Raw genomic sequence first — 20,942 nt, 5'->3', positions numbered from 1 at the left:
TGGACAGAAGCATCGATTCTGCGAAGCCCTCATCTGAGCGCGTCGCGGACGGGTCGGTCGGGACAGCGCGTCGGTGATCCTGCCTTCAACCGCGCGGCACTCTTCCCTGTTGGGACCCCCCGTGACCATGTCTCCAACTCCTGGCACATCAGGTGACGAGGCGTCATCCAAGTGGCCGCCCGCGCACGACAGCCCTGTTCGCCCGTGATCCGCTGGAAGCGTGCAGAACTCCACCCCGCTGCTCCCCGGCCCCGTCCGGCGGCTCGCCGCCTGGTGTGTCGTCGTGCTGTTGGTCGCCGGGGTCGTCTACGTCGGGATCCGGCTGGCCGTGGAGTTCCGTACCGCCGTCGTGCCCGTGCTGCTCGCGCTGCTCGGGACGGCGCTGCTCGGGCCGCTGCACCGGCGGCTGGTGCAGGCCAAGGTGAACCGGTCCGTCGCCGCCGGTCTCACCTGCGTGGCCGTCGTGGCCGTCGTCGGTGGGGCCGTGTACATCGTCGTCGCAGCGATCGTCGACACCGGCGACGAGATCCTCGCCTCGCTCAAGCAGGCGGCCCAGGACCTCGCCGAGCACTTCGGGGCCGCCGGGACCTCGCTGGACGACCTCGCCTCCAACGCCAAGGAGCTGCTCACCGACTTCGGGGGGACGGCCGCCTCCGGGGTCATCAGCGGGGTGAGTGTCGTCGCGGAGACCATCGCCATGGCGGTGCTCGCTCTGCTGCTGGTCTTCTTCTTCCTGCGGGACTCCGACCGGGCCGCCGGCGCTTTGCGGTCCGTCGTCCCGGGCGAGGCCGGGAAGGTCATGGAGGCCATGGCCCGGCGGGCGTTCCAGGGCGTGGAAGGGTTCATGCGGGGCACCACCTTCATCGCCCTCATCGACGCCCTCTGCATCACCGTCGGGCTGCTCGTCCTCGACGTCCCGGGCGCGGTCGGGCTCGGGGCGCTCGTCTTCGTCGGGGCCTACATCCCCTACCTGGGCGCCTTCCTCTCGGGGGCGGTCGCCGTGCTGGTCGCGCTCGCCGACCGGGGTTTCGTCATCGCGCTGTGGGTGCTGGCCGTCGTGCTCGCCGTGCAGGTCCTGGAAGGGCATGTGCTGACGCCCATGATCCAGAGCCGGACCGTGCAGATGCACCCGGCCGCCGTCATCGTGGCGATCACCGCGGGGGCGTCCGTGGCCGGAGTGCTCGGCATGCTGCTCGCCGTACCGCTGACCGCGGCCGCCTTCGGCGTCCTGCACGAACTGCAGGACCGTTACGCGAGCCCGGAGCCCCCCGAGCCGTCAGCGGGCCCCGAACCATCGGCGGGCCCCGAGCCATCGGCTCCCCCCGCACCATCGGCGCCCTCGGACTCGTAGAGCTCGAACCAGATGCTCTTGCCCTCGCCCCGGGGGTCCACTCCCCACGCCTGAGCCAGCAGTTCGATCAGCATCAGGCCCCGCCCGGACGACGCCAGTTCCCCGGGGCTGCGCTTGTGCGGCAGGTCGTCGCTGGTGTCCGTCACCTCGACGCGCATCCGGCGGTCCCCCGCCTCGCCGCGGACTTCGGCGAGGAGCAGCGCGTCGGCGTCGGTGTGGACGAGGACGTTCGTGAGCGTCTCGGACAGGAGCAGGACGGCCGAGTCCACCTGATCCTCGGACGCCCAGTCGTGCAGCAGCTCCCGCAGCTGCTGCCGGGCCACCGCCACTCGCTCCGGCTCCGCCTGGGCCACCGACATCATGGTGCGGCGGATCGTCGGCCGCACAGCGACCGGGGCGCCGCAGCCGCACCCGTCTCCCTCCCGGCACAGCAGCAGCACCGCTATGTCGTCCTCGCGCCGGTCGGCGAGCGGGCCGGTGGTGTGGTGGGAGGACGGGCCGTGCACGGCCTGGACGAGGGCGTCGGCGAGCGCCTCCAGGTCGCCGTCGTGCTCCTCGAGGATCGCGCGGATGCGCTTCCAGCCGGTCTCCAGGTCGTGGCCGCCGGTCTCGATCAGGCCGTCCGTGCAGATCAGCATGGTCTCGCCGGGTTCCAGGGTGATCCGGGTCGTCGGGTAGTCGGCGTCCGGGTCGATGCCGAGCGGCAGGCCGCCGGCCGTCGGGCGGGCTATCACCGTGCCGTCGGTCATCCGGATCGCCGGGTCGGGGTGTCCGGCGCGGGCGATGTCCAGCAGGCCGGTCGTGGGGTCGACCTCGACGTACAGGCAGGTCGCGAAGCGCAGCTCGGAGGGGTCCTCGTCGAGGGAGCCGAGGGAGCCGAACGTCATCCCGTGCAGGAAGCGGGAGGCGCGGGAGAGGACCGCGTCGGGGCGGTGGCCCTCGGCGGCGTAGGCACGCAGCGCGATGCGGAGCTGGCCCATCAGGCCCGCCGCCCGCACGTCATGGCCCTGGACGTCCCCGATGACCAGGGCGAAGCGGCCGTTGGGCAGCGGGATCATGTCGTACCAGTCGCCGCCGACCTGGAGCCCGCCGCCGGTCGGCACATAGCGGGCGGCGACGCTCATGCCCGGTATCTCGGGGCCCAACTGGGGCAGCATCGAGCGCTGGAGGCCGTCCGTCAGCTCCCGAGCGGACTCGGCGGCCTCGGCGCGCGAGAGGGCCTGGGCGAGCATGCGGGCCACCGTCGTCAGCACGGACCGCTCGTCGGGCGTGAACGCGACCGGATAGGTGAACGCCGCCATCCAGGCCCCCATCGTGCGGCCGGCCACGGTCAGCGGCAGGAACGCCCAGGACTGGCGGTTGAAGTGCGCGGCGAGCGGCCAGGTGACCGGGTAGCGCTCCTTGTACTTCTCGGGTGAGGAGAGGTAGACGGCACGGCCGGTGCGGACGACCTCGGCGGCCGGGTAGTCCGTGTCCAGGGCCATGTGTGTGAAGGGGCCCTCGTCGCCGGGCTGGTGGCCGTGGTGGCCGATGATCGTCAGGCGGTCGCCCGTGACGCCGAACACCGCGAGGCCGTCCGGTGAGAAGCCCGGCATCGACAGGCCGGCCGCGACCCGCAGCACCTCCGCAGTGGACCGCGCCTCGGCCAGCGCCCGGCCCGCGTCCAGCAGGAACGCCTCCCGTGAGCGCCGCCAGTCGCCGGTGACCGCCGTACGCCCGGCGGGGGTGCCCGGCGTCGGTTCGGTGACCTCCTGGAGGGAGCCGGTCACCTCGTACGACCGTTTCTCACGGTCGAAGGAGGCGTGGAAGCGGCTGCGGCCGACCCGGATGACCCGGCCCCGCTCGTCCATGATCCGCACCCGCGCCTCGCCGAGGGTGCCCTCGGCGACGGCGAGCTGGATCACTCCGCTGATCTCGTTCCAGTCGACCGGGTGCAGGCGGGAGCGCACCTGGGCCTGGCTGAGAGTGGCCTGTTCGGCGGGCAGCCCGAGCAGCCGTGCCGCCTCCGCGTCGACCGTGACCAGTCCCGTGGCGGTGTTCCAGTGCCACAGTCCGGTCGCGAGGGCGGCCAGAACCTCCCCCACGGCGGGCAGGGCCTCACCAGTGCGCATTGCCCCACTGTAAGAAGAGGTGATCGCACACTGCCACCGAAGCTGTACGGGGCATCTGGTCGGCATGGGGCCCGGAGCCCGCCAAATGGTGGGGAGCCGATCTTGGGGTCCCCGGTAGGCTTGGGGGAAGTTTCACGTGAAACACGCCCCCCGATCCGCGAAGACTGGATGAACGACGATGCATCGGTACAGGTCCCACACCTGCGGCGAGCTCCGCTCCTCTGACGTCGGCACCGACGTCCGGCTGAGTGGCTGGCTGCACAATCGGCGCGACCTGGGCGGCATCCTCTTCATCGATCTGCGCGACCACTACGGCATCACGCAGCTCGTCGCCCGCCCCGGCACGCCCGCGTACGAGGCCCTGGACAAGGTCTCCAAGGAGTCCACGGTCCGGGTCGACGGCAAGGTCGTCTCCCGTGGCGCCGAGAACATCAACCCCGAGCTGCCCACCGGCGAGATCGAGGTCGAGGTCGGCGAGGTCGAGCTGCTCGGCGCGGCCGCCCCGCTGCCGTTCACGATCAACACCGAGGACGGGGTGAACGAGGAGCGGCGCCTGGAGTACCGCTTCCTGGACCTGCGCCGCGAGCGCATGCACAAGAACATCCTGCTGCGCACGTCGGTGATCTCGGCGATCCGCCACAAGATGACGGCGCTGGGCTTCAACGAGATGGCGACGCCGATCCTGTCCGCGACCTCCCCCGAGGGCGCCCGCGACTTCGTCGTCCCCTCCCGTCTGAACCCGGGCAAGTTCTACGCCCTGCCGCAGGCCCCGCAGCAGTTCAAGCAGCTGCTGATGATCTCCGGCTTCGACCGCTACTTCCAGATCGCGCCCTGCTTCCGCGACGAGGACGCGCGCGCCGACCGCTCGCCGGGCGAGTTCTACCAGCTCGACGTCGAGATGAGCTTCGTCGAGCAGGAGGACGTCTTCCAGCCGATCGAGCAGCTCATGACCGAGCTCTTCGAGGAGTTCGGCAACGGCCGTCACGTCACGTCCCCCTTCCCGCGGATCCCGTTCCGTGAGGCGATGCTGAAGTACGGCTCCGACAAGCCGGACCTGCGCGCCCAGCTGGAGCTCGTCGACATCACCGACATCTTCGAGGGCTCGGAGTTCAAGGCGTTCGCCGGCAAGCACGTGCGCGCGCTGCCGGTGCCGGACGTCTCCGCCCAGCCCCGGAAGTTCTTCGACCAGCTCGGTGACTTCGCGGTCTCGCAGGGCGCCAAGGGCCTGGCCTGGGTCCGTGTGGCGGAGGACGGCTCGCTGACCGGTCCGATCGCGAAGTTCCTCACCGAGGACAACGTCGCCGAGCTGACCAAGCGGCTCCAGCTTGCCGCCGGTCACGCCGTGTTCTTCGGTGCGGGCGAGTTCGACGAGGTCTCGAAGATCATGGGCGCGGTGCGGGTCGAGGCCGCCAAGCGGGCCGGGCACTTCGAGGAGGGCGTCTTCCGGTTCTGCTGGATCGTCGACTTCCCGATGTACGAGAAGGACGAGGAGACCGGCGCGATCGACTTCTCGCACAACCCGTTCTCCATGCCGCAGGGCGGTCTTGAGGCCCTGGAGACCCAGGACCCGCTGGACATCCTGGGCTGGCAGTACGACATCGTCTGCAACGGCGTCGAGCTGTCCTCCGGCGCGATCCGGAACCACGAGCCGGAGATCATGCTGAAGGCCTTCGAGATCGCGGGCTACGACCGTGAGACCGTCGAGGAGAAGTTCGCCGGCATGCTGCGCGCGTTCCGCTTCGGCGCCCCGCCGCACGGCGGCATCGCCCCCGGCGTCGACCGCATCGTCATGCTGCTGGCCGACGAGCCGAACATCCGCGAGACCATCGCCTTCCCGCTCAACGGCAACGCCCAGGACCTGATGATGGGCGCGCCGACGGAGCTGGAGGAGGCGCGGCTGAAGGAGCTGCACCTGACGGTGCGCAAGCCGCAGCCGAAGTAGGTCTTTCAGGTCTTTGCAGCCGTAGGTGGCTCGGAACCGACACCGGTTCCGAGCCACTTTCGTTTACGGCGCTCATGCAGGGCTGTCACCCAGCTCTTGCCTAACCTCCTGACAGGCGCGGTCCCTAGCTTCCTTGCGCATGACGGGAAACCACACGGCCGAAGGGCCGAAACACAAGCGGGACCTCACGCGACGCAAGGTCGTCGTCGCCGGTGCGGGAGCCGCCGTCGCGGTGGGCGTGGGCGGCACGCTGGCGGCGGGCGCCTTCGCGGGTGAGTCCGCAGCGAAGGGCGGGTCCGCGACCGCGAGTGCCGGCGCGTCGAGCTCGGAGGTCTGCTACAAGCTGACCTCCGAGACGACCGAGGGCCCCTACTACATCGACGCGGACAAGCTCCGTAAGGACGTGACCGAGGACGAGGAGGGCATCCCGCTCACCCTCCGCCTCAAGGTGATCGACTCCGAGACGTGCAAGCCCATCAGGAACGCCGCGGTCGACATCTGGCACTGCAACGCGCTGGGCGTCTACTCGGGATACGAGGCCATGGGCAGCGGCGGTGGCGGTGGGGGCGGCACCCCGCCGTCCGGTGAGCCGACGGGCGAACCCCCGTCCGGGGAGCCCTCGGGCGAGCCGGGTGGCGGCGGTGGCGGCCACGAGGAGCCGACGGACGACGAGCGCTACCTGCGCGGCACCTGGAAGACGGACCGCAACGGCGTGGTGGAGTTCAGGACGATCTTCCCCGGCTGGTACCAGGGCCGCTGCGTCCACATCCACACCAAGGTGCATGTGAGCGGCACCTGGACGGACGCGGGGTACGAGGGCGGCAACACCTGTCACACCGGTCAGTTCTTCTTCGACGAGGAGTCCGTGCTGGCGTCCGCGGAGGTGGAGCCGTACTCCACCAACACCACCACCCGCACCACGCTCGACGAGGACACCATCTACCCGGACAACGGGACCGAGGGCGGCCTGCTGAAGCTGAAGTACAAGAAGAACGACATCGCCAAGGGCGTCGTCGCGACGATCACGATGGGCGTCGACCCCGAGGCCACCAACACCGGAACCTGACCGGCGGACGTACGAGGTGCGAGGCGGATGTGTGCACACACGTCCGCCCCGCATTCACATGTATGGACATCCGCTCAAGCCGTTGACCCTGAAGAGATGCCTCCGTAACGTTCCCCGGGCCCGCCTACGTGATCCAGGTTCATGTATGTGTACGACCTAGGAGAGACAACGATGTCGGAAGCCGCCCAGGCGTCGGTGATACCCGACGCCGAACGCCGCGCCGTCGGCAAGTTCCTGCGCCGGATGCTGCCGATCCTCGTCCTGATGCTGCTGGTCAACCAGATGGACCGGACGAACGTCGGCTTCGTCCAGGACGAACTCCGGGCCGACGTCGGCGTGAGCGCCACGGCCTACGGCCTCGGCGCGGGGCTGTTCTTCATCGGGTACGCCCTGTTCGAGGTGCCCAGCAACATGCTCCTCGAGCGCTTCGGCGCCCGGGTCTGGCTGACCCGCATCATGATCACCTGGGGCGCGGTGATCGTGGCGATGTGCTTCATCCACAGCGTGTGGATGTTCTACGCCCTGCGCTTCCTGCTCGGCGTCGCGGAGGCCGGCTTCTTCCCCGGTGTGCTGCTCTACTTCACCCAGTGGCTGCCCGACTCCAGCCGAGGCCGGGCGAGCGCGATCTTCCTGGGCGGCTCGGCCACGGCGTACATCGTGACCGGGCCCATCACGGGCGCGCTGCTGGAACTGCACGGCGCGGGCGGGATCGCCGGCTGGCGCTGGATGTTCGCGCTGGAGGGGGCCTTCTCGATCCTGGTCGGATTCATCGCCGGCTTCTTCCTCGTCTCCCGCATCCAGGACGCCCGTTGGCTCACCCAGGAGGAGAAGGACGCGCTCGGCGAGGCCGTCGCCCGGGACAAGGAGGCGCGCGACCGTGCCCCGAGGACGTCCCGGCTGAAGCTGATCCTGCACCCCCAGGTCGCCCTGCTGACCGCGGTGTTCTTCGCGATGGCCCTCACCGGGTACGCGATCACCTTCTGGCTGCCGAGCCTGGTCGACGACATCGGCGGGCTGTCGCCCTTCCAGGTGGGCCTGCTCACGGCCGTGCCGTGGATCTGCGCGGTGATCGCGATGTACACGATGGCCCACTTCACCGACCGCGCCCCGGACCGCCGCCCGTACCTGGCGATCGCCCTCGTCCTGTCGGCGGTCGGCACCTTCCTGGCCACCCTCGGCTCCCCGTGGTTCGGCCTCGCCGCGCTCACGCTGGCCGCGGTCGGGGGGAAGTGCGCGGCCACGCTGTTCTGGCCGATGGCCCAGTCGGGGCTCGATCTGAGGATCGCGGCGCCGGGGCTCGCCCTGGTCAACTCCATAGGGAACCTCGGCGGTTTCGTCTCGCCGACCCTCTTCGGCTATCTCCAGGACACCACCGGCAGCACCAACGGGGGCCTGTACACCCTCTCCGCGGCCTCCGTCCTCGCGGTGTGCGGCGTGGCGTTCATCCACCGGACGCGGACGGCCGCGCCGTCGCTCCCGGAGACGGCGACGACACGAGCGTGAACGCGGAAGGGGGGCGGCCCCGAAGGACCGCCCCCCTCCATCAAAGGCCCTGTCAGGTCAGGGACTTGTAGCCGCTCCATCCGCTCGCGATCTGCGCTCGCGAGCCGAACGACCCCTTCCCGTCCCCGCTGTTGCGCCACACGTTGCCGCTGGTGTCGCGGGAGACGAGGTCCGGGTTGCCGTCGTCGGTGATGTCGCCGACGCCGACGACGGCGTTGTAGTTGCCGCCCCAGTTCGCGAACAGCTTCACCCGGGCGGCGAAGGTGCCGTCGCCCTTGCCGTTGTAGCGCCACAGGGTGTTCGCGGTGTCCTGGGCGAGGAGGTCGGGCTTGCCGTCACCGGTGATGTCCCCGACGCCGACGATCTTCTTGTAGCCCTTCCAGTTGTCGTAGAGCTTCACACGGGCGGACAGCTTGCCGTCGCTCGTGCCCTTGTAGAGGTAGACCGCTCCGGTGGACGAGTTCCGCGCGACCAGGTCCGGCCGTCCGTCACCGCTGACGTCGCCCGGCGAGGTCAGCACGTTGTACTGCGTCCAGCCGCTGGTCGCGAGGGTCGTGTACGACGTCGACGGCTTGACCGCGGCATTGCAGCCCGGCTTGTACAGGCGCAGCGCGCCGCTGCTGTACCGCACGAGGACGTCGTTGCAGCGGTCGCCGCTCAGGTCGCCGAAGGGGACGGCCGTGACGGTGGTGGCCCAGCCGGTGCCGGTGTACTTGTCGCCGAACTTGCCGGTGCCGGTGCCGCTCTGGAAGGTCAGGCCGCCGGAGGAGTTCAGGGTGAGCAGGTCACCGCGGCCGTCCGGGCCGTCGGGGCTGACGAAGTCGCGGCGGACCGGCGCTCCGCGATGGAGGAAGGCCTCGCCGGTGGTGACCGTGTTCTCCGTGGCGGCGGCGAGGCCGGTCGCCTTCAGCGTCCACTTGAACCAGCCGTTGGGGAAGTAACTCCCGTCGGCCGTCTTGCCGTTCCAGGACACCGACACCCGGTCCGGGGTCGCGCCGCCGGTGAGCGTGCGGGTGGCCTTGCCGGTCGCGCCGCTCTGCACGGAGGTGAGGGTGAGCGACCAGGAGGTGACCGGGCGGGACAGCACCCAGTCGGCCTCGAAGGGCATGTTCGGGGCCACAGAGCTGCCGGCCGACGTCTCGAAGGCCGTCACGGCGGACGGGGCGATGCCGGTGGTCGTGACGTGGGTGCGCTCGTAGTCGTCGAACCAGGCGACCAGGCCGGTGTACTCGTCGACCGTCCAGCGGTAACGGCGGTCCGCCGTCAGGCCGTTGGCCGCCAGGTCGGAGGCGATCACCCGGGTGCTCCCGGTGGCCGCCTCGGTGAGGACCAGGGTGTGGGCGGCGTGGTCGTGGCGGACGGTGAAGCCGTCGCCGAGCAGCACGTCACCGGGGGCGACCGCCTTCGACGTACCGGCCTTGGTGTCGTACACACCGGCCGAGTCCGCCCCGCAGGCCCAGTACACCCAACGGCCCGCCGCCTGCAGTTCGCTCGGCACACAGGCCAGGCCCGGCACGGTCACCGTGGAGAGCGTCTTCGCCAGCGGGATGCTGTACGAGGTGAGCTTGCCGGCGGTGGTGGTGGCGCTCCAGAGGGTCGAGCCGTTCAGGGCGGCTGCGCGGACGGTCCGCTTCAGCTTCTCGCCCTGGCCGAACTCGCCCACGTACTGCGTCGGCGTGGTGCCGCCGGAGTTGTAGACGGCGTAGTCGTCGGAGACGTCCACGATCGCGCCGCCCTGGCCGCCGAAGTCCAGGTAGTGGCCGCCGATGGCCTTGAGCCGGTCGTCGCCGAGGCTCTCGCCCTCGTCGGTGCCGCCGTTCAGGTCCAGGTAGACGTCCTCGGCGGAGAGGTTGCCCCACAGCGCCGCACAGGTGGTCCCCGCGTACGGGCAGACCGGCCCGTACATCGAGCCGCTCTCCGTGGCGGCGGACGCCGTCAGCACGGCGGAGCCGTCGGTGGTGAGGGTGCGTACCGAGGTGGTGTCCGTGGTGGTACTGGCCGGGTCGTCCTCGGCGACGCGCAGGCTGCCGCGGCTGAGCGCGATGCCCGTCTTGGCGTTCTCCACCGCCGGGGCCTGCCGGACCTTCTCCAGCTTCAGCGTGCCGTCCTCGGCCTGGCGCACCCGCTGCACCCACCAGTCGTTGGCGTCGGTGCCGCCGGAGACCAGCGCGCTCTTGTCGCGGGCCGCCAGCGTGTACGCGCCGGCGCTCGCCAGCAGGGTCTGCTGCACCGAGGGATCGTTCACATTGACCGCGAGCAACTTGGAGCCGAGCGAGCTGGACGACAGCGGCAGCAGCAGCCAGTCGCCGACCAGGACCGGGTCGCCGTCGAGCGTGCCCGGGTGCGCGGGCAGGGCGACGACCTGCTCGGCGGCGGTGAGGTCGGTGCGGGACTTCAGATGCAGTACGGCGGTGTCGTCGTCGTACCAGCCGATGCGGTCCGCGTCCATCACATGGTGATCGGCGGCGGTGGCGCCCGTGAACGCCCCGGCATTCACGGCAGACTCGATGTCGATGTAGTCGATCTCGCCGCTGCGCGCCCAGAGCACGCCCTTGGAGTCCGCGGCGACGACCTCCCTGTCCTGGAGGTTCGTCCCCTCGCCGGTCACCTTGCGGACGCGCTTCGCACCGTCGACGAAGTCGATCAGGGCGTGGCCGGTGACGACCGTGTCTCCGGCCAGGCCCCGGTAGTAGCCGTCGGTGGTGGAGCCGTTCCAGCTCAGGCCCTTGGTCGTGCCCGTGGCCGGGTCCCAGAGGGTGACGGACGACGCGTACGTCATCGACGCCGGCCCCAGGGCGACCAGATCGCTGTCCGACCCGAACCAGGCGGTACGGCACTCGGCGTCGATGGAGCAGGCCGAGGACGGGACGTAGACGCTGCCGTCGAACCTCTTGACCGTGACCGTCTTACCCGTCGCGTAGTCCGTCCACAGCATCCCCGTCTTGCCGGTCTGCCGGTGCAGGAAGCCGGTGTCGCCCGCGACATACGGGCGGTCGGTGCGCGGCGTGGTGGTGCTGGGGTCGACCAGCGTGATCGCGGTGGTGTCGGCTTCGGCCGCTTCCGCGGAGCCGCCGCCCTCCGACAGGACGACGACGGACGCGGCCGCTACGGCGACCGCGAGTGAGGAGACGGCGGCGGCCAGCCCGCCCCGTCTCAGGGCGTGTCTGCCCACGTGAGGTTCCCTCCCCTACGAGGGCCCGTGCCCTCGCACAAGTGGCCGGATCTTATCAGGGGTCAGGCGTGCGCGGGGGCGGTGTTCACGCAGGTGAAGGGGGTCAGGACGGGAGGCTGCGAGGGGACTTGGCCGTGGCCGGAACCGGGGCGTCACTCGTCCGTCGGCGGACTGAGCGCCTCCTCCTCCAGCAGCCGCTCCGCGATGTCGTCCGCCCACGCACGAACCCACCGGCGGAATACCGGCACCGACTCCTCGTCGAGGCCCCGGGCGGTGAACTCCCGGTCGTCCAACAGCTCCGTCGCCTCCAGCCGGGACTGGAGGTCCGCCAGGCCCAGCTCGTCCCAGGCGTGGCGGCGGCCCCGCTCCTCCAGGTCGGGGTAGCTCCAGTGGCCCGCGGCCACATAGACGTCGACGACGTCGCGCGCGGCGCCGCGGTCGGTCAGGGCGCGGACCTTCGTGCCGATCAGGTCCTCCAGGGAGAGGGCCGGGCCGAGGCCGGTCATCACCGCGGGGCGCCAGAGGGTTTCCTTGAGCAGGTCGACCGTACGTTCCTCACCCGCGTCGGGGTCCGTGACGAGCAGGCGGGAGGCGAGCGGGTCGGTCTCCAGGGGGCGTACCTGCCAGCCCCGCTCCGTCAGGCCGTGACGGACCATCGCCGCGATCTGGTCCATGGGCTCGGGGTGCTCGGTCGCCACCTCCACCGATGCCGTACGCCGCGCGGTCAGGCCGTGTGCCTGGACAGCACTGTCGCCGGCCAGGACGAGCGGGTAGCGGGCGCCGACGGTGAGGACGTCGGTCACCAGGTCGTGGTGCGGAAGCGGCGGCATGGTGGCCCCGATTATCGCGTCCGTACCCGGATCAGCGCGGTGCCAACATGCCGCCGTACAGGTGTGGCTACTTGGCCACGAACTGCGTCAGGATCGCCTGCACCTCGTAGATGTCGACGCCCTTGGTGAACGTCTTCTCGATCGGCGTAGGCGTCCCCGAGACCCAGATCTTCAGCTCGGCGTCCAGATCGAAGGTGCCGGCGGTCTCGACCGCGAAGTGCGTGATGCTGCGGTAAGGGATGGAGTGGTACTCCACCTTCTTGCCGGTGATGCCCTGCTTGTCGACCAGGATGAGGCGGCGGTCGGTGAACAGGATGGTGTCGCGTATCAGCAGGTACGCGGCGTGCACCTGCTCCCCGTGGCCCAGCAGGCGGGCGAAGTCCTGCTGCGCCTGCCCCTGGTCGATGGTGTGCGCGTTCCCGAAGAGTGCCATGAATGGATCCCCCCACTTGATGGCCTTGCGTGATCTTCGCAATGTATAGCGCCTTGGGGGTGTCCAGGCATAGAGGCGTAAACGATCAGGTGTCGTACGAACCGTCCCAGGGCGCGCCGAAGCCCAGGTTGTCCGGATGGAGCTCGGCCCACGCCTCGTCCTCGTCCTCCCCCGTCACCAGGCCGAACAGCACGCCGTCGACGGTGAGTTGGAAGGGGCGGATCGCGATGTCCGTGTACGTACGGCGCGGGAGGCTGCGCAGCCGGGTCGCGAGGTGGGCCCGGGCGCGGGCGAGCACCGAGTCGGGGCCGTGCGGGGCGCGCTGCTGCTCGGCCCAGGTGCCCGCGCACCAGATCTCCGAGTCGCGGTACCTGCCCTCGGAGTCGAAGGTGTGCAGGACCGAGTAGAGGCGTTTGTGCTCTTCCCAGCCGGTGTCGAGGTCGAACCCCTTGGGGAAGGCGTAGATGACCGACCCCATGAACTGCCCGTCTGCGTAACAGCCGATCGCCTCGGTCCGGCCGTGCGGCTCATAGGCGATCGGGATGACCTCAGGGACTGCCATGGCGGAAACCATACGGTCGTGAAGGGGGACATGGTGGCGGTGGGGGGCGATCGATGCCAACCCAATGGGCAACATCCGCGTGATGTCCGCGACTTGACCACCATTCAGCCAAAAAATCCACGGCAACCTTTCCGATCTCCGCGACCACGAAGGAATCGGAAGCCCGCTCACGCGGGCCCGCTCGCCGGTGCGCGAGCCTCACCGAAGCACGTAAGGACTCAATTCGTGGCAGCCCCTTCCCACCGCCCCACCCACCGCCGTTCCCTCCGCAAGCGCCGCACCCTCGTCGTCACCGCCGCCGTCGCGGCGGCCGGCGTCGGTGCCGGTGTGCTCGTGCTGAACGCGAACGCGAACGCCGGCGCGGTCGACCTGTACCACCAGTCGCTGCCCGCGAAGGACGGCTGGGCGGCCTCGGGATCCGGTACGACGGGCGGCGCGAAGGCCGACTCCGCGCACACCTTCACCGTCAGCACCCGCGCGCAGCTCGTGAAGGCGCTGGGCTCGGTCTCCGACACCACGCCCCGGATCATCAAGGTCAAGGGCACCATCGACGCCAACACCTCCGACGCCGGCAAGAAGCTGACCTGCGCCGACTACGCCTCCGGCACCGGCTACTCGCTCTCCGCCTACCTCAGGGCCTACGACCCGGCGACCTACGGCAAGAAGGCGCCGTCCGGCACCCAGGAGAACGCCCGCAAGGCCGCCGCCGACAAGCAGAAGAAGAACATCGTCTTCCGGGTGCCCGCCAACACCACGATCGTGGGCGTCCCGGGCACCAACGCCGGCATCAGGGGCGGCAGCCTCCACGTGCAGAACGTCAAGAACGTCATCGTCCGCAACCTCACCTTCGCCGACACCCAGGACTGCTTCCCGCAGTGGGACCCCACCGACGGCTCGTCCGGTGAGTGGAACTCCAACTACGACTCCGTCACCCTGCGCGGGGTGACCAATGTGTGGGCGGACCACAACACCTTCACCGACGCGCCGACCTTCGACAGCTCCGAGAAGTCCTACTTCGGCCGCAAGTACCAGGTCCACGACGGCGCCCTCGACATCACCAACGGCTCCGACCTGGTGACCGTCGAGCGCAACCTGTTCAGCAACCACGACAAGACGATGCTGATCGGCAGCAGCGACACCGACAGCACCGGCAAGCTGCGCGTCACCATCCACCACAACGTGTGGAAGGGCATCGTGCAGCGGGCGCCGCTGGCCCGCATCGGCCAGATCCACCTCTACAACAACGTCTACGACACGACCGCGCTCAACGGCTACACGCCGAAGTACAGCATCGACTCCCGCGCCAAGGCCCAGGTCGTCGCCGAGCACAACGCCTGGAAGCTCCCGTCGGGCGCCAAGCCCGCCAAGCTCCTGAGCGGCGACGGCACCGGCTCGATCGCCGGCGGCGGCAACCTCGTCAACGGCACGGCGACCGACCTCGTGGCCGCGTACAACGCCGCGAGCTCGAAGAAGATCAAGACGACGGTGAACTGGAAGCCGGCGCTCACGGCAGGGCTGCAGACGTCCGCGAAGAACCTGGTCACGGAGCTGGCGACGACGACCGGGGCCGGGGCGCTGTACTGACGGCCGCGGATCTCCCCGGAGTGCCGTCACACTTTCGCGGCGGGCGGCGTCAGGGAGGCAGTGGACCCGCCGCGCGGCACCGGCCGCGCGGCTCCGACTGCACCTGACCAGGAGTTTCCATGCAGACCGCGTATGTCGTCGTGACCCTCGTCGCCGCCCTGATGGCAGGCTTCTCCGGCGCCGTCCTGCTCATGCGGGCCCAGTGGATCGTGCAGGCCCTCACCGACTACTCCGTGCCCCGGTCGTGGTGGACCTGGCTCGGCCTGGCGAAGGTCGCCGGGGCCGTGGGGCTGGTGGTCGGGCTGTTCGTGCCGGTGATCGGGGTGCTGGCGGGGGTGGGGCTGGTGCTGTACTTCCTCGGGGCCGCCGTGACCGTGGCGCGTGCCCGGTGGTACGCCCACATCCCGTTCCCGCTGGTCTACGCCGCCCCCGTGGTCGGGGCCCTGGCGCTTGCGTACGGAGGCTGAACGGCAGAGGCGAACGGGCCCGGAAACCAGCCGGTGAGGCAGGTTCCGGGCCCGTTCGCCCTGTCTCGTTCCGTTCCTACTCGCCGCCGAAGCGCTCCTTGTACGTCTCCAGGTCCTCGTCCGTGAGCTTCGCGAAGAGGACCGGCGGGACGGTGAAGGGGGTGCCGGCGGGGACGGAGGTCAGGGACTTCGCCTCGTCGGCGCCGACCCAGGTGGCGGTGTCGTCGCTCAGGGCGAAAGCCTCGCGCATCGTCTTCGCCGTCGCCGGGATGAACGGTTCCGAGACCACCGCGTACAGGTGGATCAGGTTCATCGCGGTGCGGAGGGTGAGGGCGGCGCCGTCCTTGTCGGTCTTGATCTCCAGCCAGGGGGCCTTCTCCTCCAGGTAGGAGTTGCCGGCCGACCACAGGGCGCGCAGCGCCGCCGCCGCCTTGCGGAACTGGAGGGCCTCCATGTGCCCCTCGTACTCGGCGAGCAGCTCGGCGATCTGCTCGCCCAGCTTCGCCTCCGCCTCGCCCGGCTCGCCGCCCGCGGGGACGTCGTCGCCGAAGCGCTTGCGGGAGAAGGACAGGACGCGGTTGACGAAGTTGCCGAGGGTGTCGGCGAGGTCCTTGTTGACCGTGGCGGTGAAGTGCTCCCAGGTGAAGGACGAGTCGTCCGACTCGGGCGCGTTGGCGATCAGGAAGTAGCGCCAGTAGTCGGCCGGGAGGATCTGCAGGGCCTGGTCGGTGAAGACACCGCGCTTCTGGGACGTGGAGAACTTTCCGCCGTAGTACGTCAGCCAGTTGAAGGCCTTGACGAAGTCGACCTTCTTCCACGGCTCGCGGATGCCGAGCTCGGTGGCCGGGAACATCACGGTGTGGAAGGGGACGTTGTCCTTCGCCATGAACTCGGTGTAGCGGACGGTGTCGTCCACGTCGTACCACCAGGACTTGTAGTCCCGGTTCTCCGGGTCCTGGTCCGACCACTCCTTCGTCGCGCCGATGTACTCGATCGGGGCGTCGAACCAGACGTAGAAGACCTTGCCCTCGGCCGCGAGCTCCGGCCAGGTGTCCGCCGGTACGGGGACGCCCCAGTCCAGGTCACGGGTGATGGCACGGTCGTGCAGGCCCTCGGTCAGCCACTTGTGGGCGATGGAGGAGGCCAGGTGCGGCCATACGCCGTCGTGGCGGGCCACCCACTCCATGACCTCGCGCTGCAGCTTGGACTGGAGGAGGAAGAGGTGCTTGGTCTCCCTCACCTCCAGGTCCGTGGAGCCCGAGATCGCGGACCGGGGGTTGATCAGGTCCGTCGGGTCGAGTACGCGGGTGCAGTTCTCGCACTGGTCGCCGCGGGCCTTGTCGTAGCCGCAGTGGGGGCAGGTGCCCTCGACGTAGCGGTCCGGGAGGAAGCGGCCGTCGGCCGGGGAGTACACCTGGCGGATGGCGCGCTCTTCGATGAAGCCGTTCTCGTTGAGCTTGCGGGCGAAGTGCTGGGTGATCTCGACGTTCTGCGGGCTGGAGCTGCGGCCGAAGTAGTCGAAGGCCAGCGCGAAGCCGTCGTAGACCGCCTTCTGGGCGTCGTGCGCCTGCGCGCAGAACTCGTCGACCGGCAGACCCTGCTCCTTGGCGGCCAGCTCGGCGGGGGTGCCGTGCTCGTCCGTCGCGCAGATGTAGAGGACGTCGTGGCCGCGCTGGCGGAGGTACCGGGAGTACACGTCCGCCGGGAGCATGGACCCCACCATGTTGCCCAGGTGCTTGATTCCGTTGATGTACGGAAGGGCGCTGGTGATGAGGTGTCGAGCCATCGGGGGCTGCTCCCAGGTCGGTGCTGTTGCTGGTTTTGCGAACCTTGAAATCGTAGCCGACATGGGTGGGCCGCCCGCTTCCCGTTTTACGGGGTGGGAAGGGGCGGCCGGGGGTGATCAGCGGTTACGGGCGCCAGTCGATCAGTACGCCGTCGTAGAGCTCCGCGTCCGTGAGCTCCAGGGGGGTCGGGCCCGCGTGGAAGAAGGCCGTGTTGTCGGTCTTCAGCTTGCGGAGGTAGTCGAAGGCCTTGTTGTCGTGGTCGCCGAACGCGACGAAGGAGAAGAACACCGAGGGGTGGGACTTCGCGGCGTCGGTGAGGGCTTGGGTGGCCGGGGTCTTGGCGTCGGGGGCGCCGTCGGTCTGGAAGACGACGAGGGCGGGGGAGCCGGGGGTGGCGTTCTTGTCGTAGTGGGCGAGGACGGCTTCGACGGCGGCGTGGTAGCTGGTACGGCCCATGCGGCCGAGGCCGGCGTGCGCGGTGTCGACGGCGTCCTCGGCGGAGGCGGGGGTGAGGTCGGTGGTGCCGTCGACCTCGGTGGAGAAGAAGACGACGTGGACGGAGGTGTTCGGGGCGTCGGGGTCCAGGTGCTCGGCGAGGGCGAGGGTCTGGTCGGCGAGGGCCTGGGCGGAGCCGTCCTTGTAGTACGGGCGCATGCTCGCGGAGCGGTCGAGGACGAGGTAGACCTTGGCGCGGGCGGTGGTGAGGCCGGCCTTGGCGAGGGCGAGGATTGCGGGCGCGGTGGCCTCGGCCTCGGCTTCGCCTTCGGCCGTGTTGTTCCCACCCGCACCACCCGTGCTGCTTTCGTCGTCGGCTGCGGGTGGCCCCTGTGGGGCGTCCTCGCCGTCGGCGGCCGCGGGTGCGTCGTGGGATTCGGCGGGGGCGGGTGCGTCGTCGGCCTCCGCGGGCTCCGGCTCCGTGACCTGCGCGGGAGCGGGCTCCTCGGCGACCGGCGTCTCCTCGACCTGCTCAGCCGCAGCGGGGGTTTCCTCGACGATGGGCTCCTCGGCCACCGGGGCCTGCGTAGCCGATTCCTCGGCGACGGGCTCCTCGGCAGCGGGGGTCTCCTCGACGACCGGGGTCCCCGCAGCCGGCTCCTCGACTACTGCCGGCTCTTCGGCGACCGCAGGCTCCTCAGTAACAGGCGCCTCCGTAACAGCCGGCTCCTCGGCGACCGGCTCCTCGACCACCGCGGGCTCCTCAGCAGCGGGGGTCTCCTCGGCGACCGGCTCCCCGGCAACCGCGGGCTCCTCAGCAACCGGCGTCTCCGCAGCCGTCGGCTCCTCGACCACCGAGGGCTCCTCGGCAGCCGGGGTCTCCTCGGCGACCGGCGCCTCCGCAGCCGCCGGCTCCTCGGCAACCGGCTCCTCGACCACCGAGAGCTCCTCGGCAGCCGGGGTTTCCTCGGCGACCGGCGTCTCCACGGCCGTCGGCTCCTCGACGACCGGCGTCTCCGCAGCCGTCGGCTCCTCCGTGACCGGTGTCTCCACCGGCTCTGCCGGCTTCGGGACCGTGATGTTGTCGAAAGCTGCCGAGACCAGCTCGTGTTCGTCGCCCTCCGGGTCCGATACCGGCGGTTCCGAGACGCGCGGTTCCGGGACCTGTGCCGTAGCCGTCGGCTGCGGTTCCGGGGACGGGGACGGGACCGTCGGCTGTGGCTCCGGCGAAGGAGTCGCACCCTCTGCTTCGGCGGTACGCGTCTTGCGTGACCGGCCGAATGCGTTCCGCAGGAGAGTGAGAATGCCCATGTGCGCAACCCTTCGCGTGAGTTGATGCCCGTAATCCCTGGCCAGGACGGACACGTAAGGTTAGCGGCCCCAGATGGCGATCTTGGGGAGGGGTAGACACAGGGCCCCCGGTACGTCAAGGGCTGCATCGAGCCGAGTCCGGTCCCGGCCCCAACTTGCGTACGGCTACCTCTGGTTCACCTGGCGTTCATGCTGTCGCCCTGCTCCCGCACAGACGTGCCCCTACCGTCCCCCACGCTGCACTAAAGGGGAAGCAAGGGGAGAACGAAAACACCATGCGCATACCGTTGCCGATCATCAGCACGAACAGTGACTCGCATCCCGGTGGCCGGGCCGCCCTGACTTGCCGGTTCCGGTGTGGTGACGCCTGTTTCCACGAGGTGCCCAATACCACCACGAACCCGTACGTCGGTGACGTCATCGCCGAGGCCGTCAGCCGCCGTACCACGCTGCGCGCCGCCGCCGTCGTCACCGCGGCCGCCGCCGTGGGCGCCACCACCACCGTCGCCGCGCCGAAGGCGGACGCCGCCGAGGCCGCTGCCGGGGACGCCGCCGCGGCCGAGCGGACCGGCGGTACCTTCTCCCGCGGTGCCCGCGGTCTGCGGTTCACGCCCGTCGCGCCGAACACCGCCGACACCGTGACCGTCGCGGACGGCTACGCGCAGAACATCGTCATCCGCTGGGGCGAGCCCATCCTGCGCGGCGCCCCCGCGTTCGACCCGGAGAACCAGACCGGCGACTCGCAGTCCCAGCAGTTCGGGTACAACAACGACTTCCTCGCCCTGCTCCCGCTGCCCGGCGAGCGCGGCCGGCAGGTACTCGTCGCCAACCACGAGTACACCGACGAAGTGCTCATGTTCCGTGGGTACGACGCCGCCAACCCGACCAAGCAGCAGGTCGAGGTCGCCTGGGCCGCGCACGGCCTCTCCGCCGTCGTCGTGGAGGGGGACCGCAAGAGCGGGAAGCTCACCGCCGTGCCGCGGCATCCGCTCAACCGGCGCGTCACCGCCACCAGCGAGTTCAAGGTCACCGGCCCCGCCGCGGGCTCCGACCTGCTGAAGACCTCCGCCGACCCGACCGGCACCAAGGTCCTCGGCACGCTGAACAACTGCTCCGGCGGCGTCACCCCGTGGGGCACCACGCTGCACGGCGAGGAGAACTTCAACCAGTACTTCGCCAACGCCACCCGTGCGACCGACAAGCGGTACGGGCTGGGGACGGGGGCGAGCGAGCGCAAGTGGGAGCGGTTCGACAAGCGGTTCGACGTGGCCCAGGAGCCCAACGAGCCGCACCGGTTCGGCTACGTCGTCGAGCTCGACCCGTACGACCCGTCCTCCAAGCCGCGCAAGCACACCGCGCTCGGCCGCTTCAAGCACGAGGGCGCGACCGTGCGGCTGACCGAGGACGGGCGGCCCGTCGTCTACTCCGGTGACGACGAGCGCTTCGACTACTTCTACAAGTTCATCGGCAGCAAGCGGATGAAGAAGGGGTCGTCCCGGGCCGTGCGGGAGCACAACCTCTCGCTGCTCGACGAGGGGACGCTCTACGTCGCCAAGCTCACCGGTGACTCCCCCGCCATCGAGATCGACGGCAGTGGCAAGCTGCCGGCCGACGGTGAGTTCGACGGCAGCGGTGAGTGGATCCCGCTGGCCACCGCCACCGCCGACGGTGCCGTCTCGCACGTCGAGGGGATGACCGCGGAAGAGGTGTTCGTCTTCACCCGCATCGCCGGTGACAAGGTCGGCGCGACGAAGATGGACCGGCCCGAGGACATCGAGCCGAACCCGTACTCCGGCAAGGTGTACGTCGCCCTCACCAACAACTCCAACCGCGGCAAGACCGGCTTCGCCGCCGCCGACGAGGCCAACCCGCGCAACTCCAACAAGCACGGCCAGGTCCTGGAGCTGACCGAGCGCTGGAACCGCGCCGACAGCAAGAAGTTCGCCTGGAAGCTGTTCCTCGTCGCGGGTGACCCGAACGACCCGGCAACCTACTTCGCCGGCTTCCCGAAGGACCAGGTCTCCCCGATCTCCTGCCCGGACAACGTCGCCTTCGACTCGTACGGCAACCTGTGGATCTCCACCGACGGCAACCAGCTCGGCTCGCACGACGGCCTCTTCGGCGTCGCTACGCGCGGTGACCGGCGCGGTGAGCTCAAGCAGTTCCTGACGATGCCGAAGGGCGCCGAGACCTGCGGCCCGGTCATCCAGGACCGCCGTGTGCTCGTCTCCGTGCAGCACCCGGGCGAGATCGACGGCGCGACGGCCGAGAAGCCGCTGAGCGCCTGGCCCGACGGTGAGGGAAAGATCAACCGCCCGGCGGTCGTGGCGGTCTGGCGCAAGGACGGCTGCGACATCGGCATCTGAGGCGCGTGATTGCCTACGCACC

The 20,942-nt window shown here is 70.0% G+C and carries 14 protein-coding genes; 7 read left to right on the top strand and 7 right to left on the bottom strand.

The window, feature by feature from the left end:
* Positions 1-220 precede the first annotated feature (220 nt).
* A complete protein-coding gene (locus EHO50_RS27990) occupies positions 221-1,351 on the top strand; it encodes an AI-2E family transporter (protein ID WP_128433956.1) in 1,131 nt (376 codons plus the stop codon).
* Here EHO50_RS27990 and EHO50_RS27985 read toward each other — a convergent pair.
* On the bottom strand, positions 1,249-3,462 hold the full coding sequence (locus tag EHO50_RS27985; RefSeq protein ID WP_128433955.1) for a SpoIIE family protein phosphatase: 2,214 nt from the start codon (positions 3,460-3,462) through the stop codon (positions 1,249-1,251). The genes EHO50_RS27990 and EHO50_RS27985 overlap by 103 nt on opposite strands.
* A gap of 178 nt (positions 3,463-3,640) precedes the next feature.
* On the opposite strand from EHO50_RS27985, the gene aspS reads away from it, so the two are divergent.
* The 3 genes from aspS to EHO50_RS27970 all read left to right on the top strand — a co-directional run bounded on the left by aspS (position 3,641) and on the right by EHO50_RS27970 (position 7,973).
* A complete protein-coding gene (aspS, locus tag EHO50_RS27980) occupies positions 3,641-5,404 on the top strand; it encodes an aspartate--tRNA ligase (protein WP_128433954.1) in 1,764 nt (587 codons plus the stop codon).
* Between the two features lie 139 nt (positions 5,405-5,543).
* Positions 5,544-6,470, top strand: a complete 927-nt coding sequence (locus EHO50_RS27975; RefSeq protein ID WP_128433953.1) for an intradiol ring-cleavage dioxygenase — start codon at positions 5,544-5,546, stop codon at positions 6,468-6,470.
* A gap of 171 nt (positions 6,471-6,641) precedes the next feature.
* The gene (locus EHO50_RS27970; RefSeq protein WP_128433952.1) at positions 6,642-7,973 is read left to right on the top strand and encodes an MFS transporter; all 1,332 of its coding nucleotides are present in this window, start codon (positions 6,642-6,644) and stop codon (positions 7,971-7,973) included.
* Between the two features lie 52 nt (positions 7,974-8,025).
* Here the strand turns inward: EHO50_RS27970 and EHO50_RS27965 are convergent, their stop codons facing one another.
* The 4 genes from EHO50_RS27965 to EHO50_RS27950 form a co-directional block, all read right to left on the bottom strand.
* The gene (locus tag EHO50_RS27965) at positions 8,026-11,145 is read right to left on the bottom strand and encodes an FG-GAP repeat domain-containing protein (RefSeq protein WP_128433951.1); all 3,120 of its coding nucleotides are present in this window, start codon (positions 11,143-11,145) and stop codon (positions 8,026-8,028) included.
* A 152-nt stretch (positions 11,146-11,297) separates the two neighbouring features.
* Positions 11,298-11,975: a nucleotidyl transferase AbiEii/AbiGii toxin family protein gene (locus EHO50_RS27960; protein ID WP_128433950.1), complete on the bottom strand. Its 678-nt coding sequence runs from the start codon at positions 11,973-11,975 to the stop codon at positions 11,298-11,300.
* A 67-nt stretch (positions 11,976-12,042) separates the two neighbouring features.
* On the bottom strand, positions 12,043-12,408 hold the full coding sequence (locus EHO50_RS27955) for a PH domain-containing protein (protein WP_128433949.1): 366 nt from the start codon (positions 12,406-12,408) through the stop codon (positions 12,043-12,045).
* An 85-nt stretch (positions 12,409-12,493) separates the two neighbouring features.
* Complete coding sequence (locus EHO50_RS27950) at positions 12,494-12,970, bottom strand: hypothetical protein (protein WP_128433948.1); 477 nt, start codon at positions 12,968-12,970, stop codon at positions 12,494-12,496.
* A gap of 225 nt (positions 12,971-13,195) precedes the next feature.
* Between EHO50_RS27950 and EHO50_RS27945 the strand changes: the two genes are divergently transcribed.
* Both EHO50_RS27945 and EHO50_RS27940 read left to right on the top strand, forming a co-directional pair.
* Positions 13,196-14,554, top strand: coding sequence for a pectate lyase family protein (locus EHO50_RS27945; protein WP_128433947.1), 1,359 nt, complete (start codon positions 13,196-13,198; stop codon positions 14,552-14,554).
* A gap of 119 nt (positions 14,555-14,673) precedes the next feature.
* Positions 14,674-15,021, top strand: coding sequence for a DoxX family protein (locus EHO50_RS27940; RefSeq protein WP_128433946.1), 348 nt, complete (start codon positions 14,674-14,676; stop codon positions 15,019-15,021).
* 76 nt (positions 15,022-15,097) lie between these two features.
* Here EHO50_RS27940 and metG read toward each other — a convergent pair whose 3' ends face one another.
* On the bottom strand, positions 15,098-16,807 hold the full coding sequence (gene metG, locus EHO50_RS27935; RefSeq protein ID WP_128433945.1) for a methionine--tRNA ligase: 1,710 nt from the start codon (positions 16,805-16,807) through the stop codon (positions 15,098-15,100).
* A 124-nt stretch (positions 16,808-16,931) separates the two neighbouring features.
* Positions 16,932-18,554 carry a VWA domain-containing protein gene (locus EHO50_RS27930; protein ID WP_128433944.1) on the bottom strand — a complete coding sequence of 541 codons (1,623 nt, stop codon included), beginning with the start codon at positions 18,552-18,554 and terminating at the stop codon, positions 16,932-16,934.
* Positions 18,555-18,829: 275 nt separating this feature from the next.
* Between EHO50_RS27930 and EHO50_RS27925 the strand changes: the two genes are divergently transcribed.
* Positions 18,830-20,920: a PhoX family protein gene (locus tag EHO50_RS27925; RefSeq protein WP_128433943.1), complete on the top strand. Its 2,091-nt coding sequence runs from the start codon at positions 18,830-18,832 to the stop codon at positions 20,918-20,920.
* Positions 20,921-20,942: the final 22 nt, after the last annotated feature.

It is taken from the genome of Streptomyces cyaneus, from assembly GCF_004028635.1.
Lineage (GTDB): Bacteria > Actinomycetota > Actinomycetes > Streptomycetales > Streptomycetaceae > Streptomyces > Streptomyces cyaneus.
Note: the sequence above shows the minus strand (reverse complement) of the source record. Positions and strands in the feature narration are given on the sequence as shown.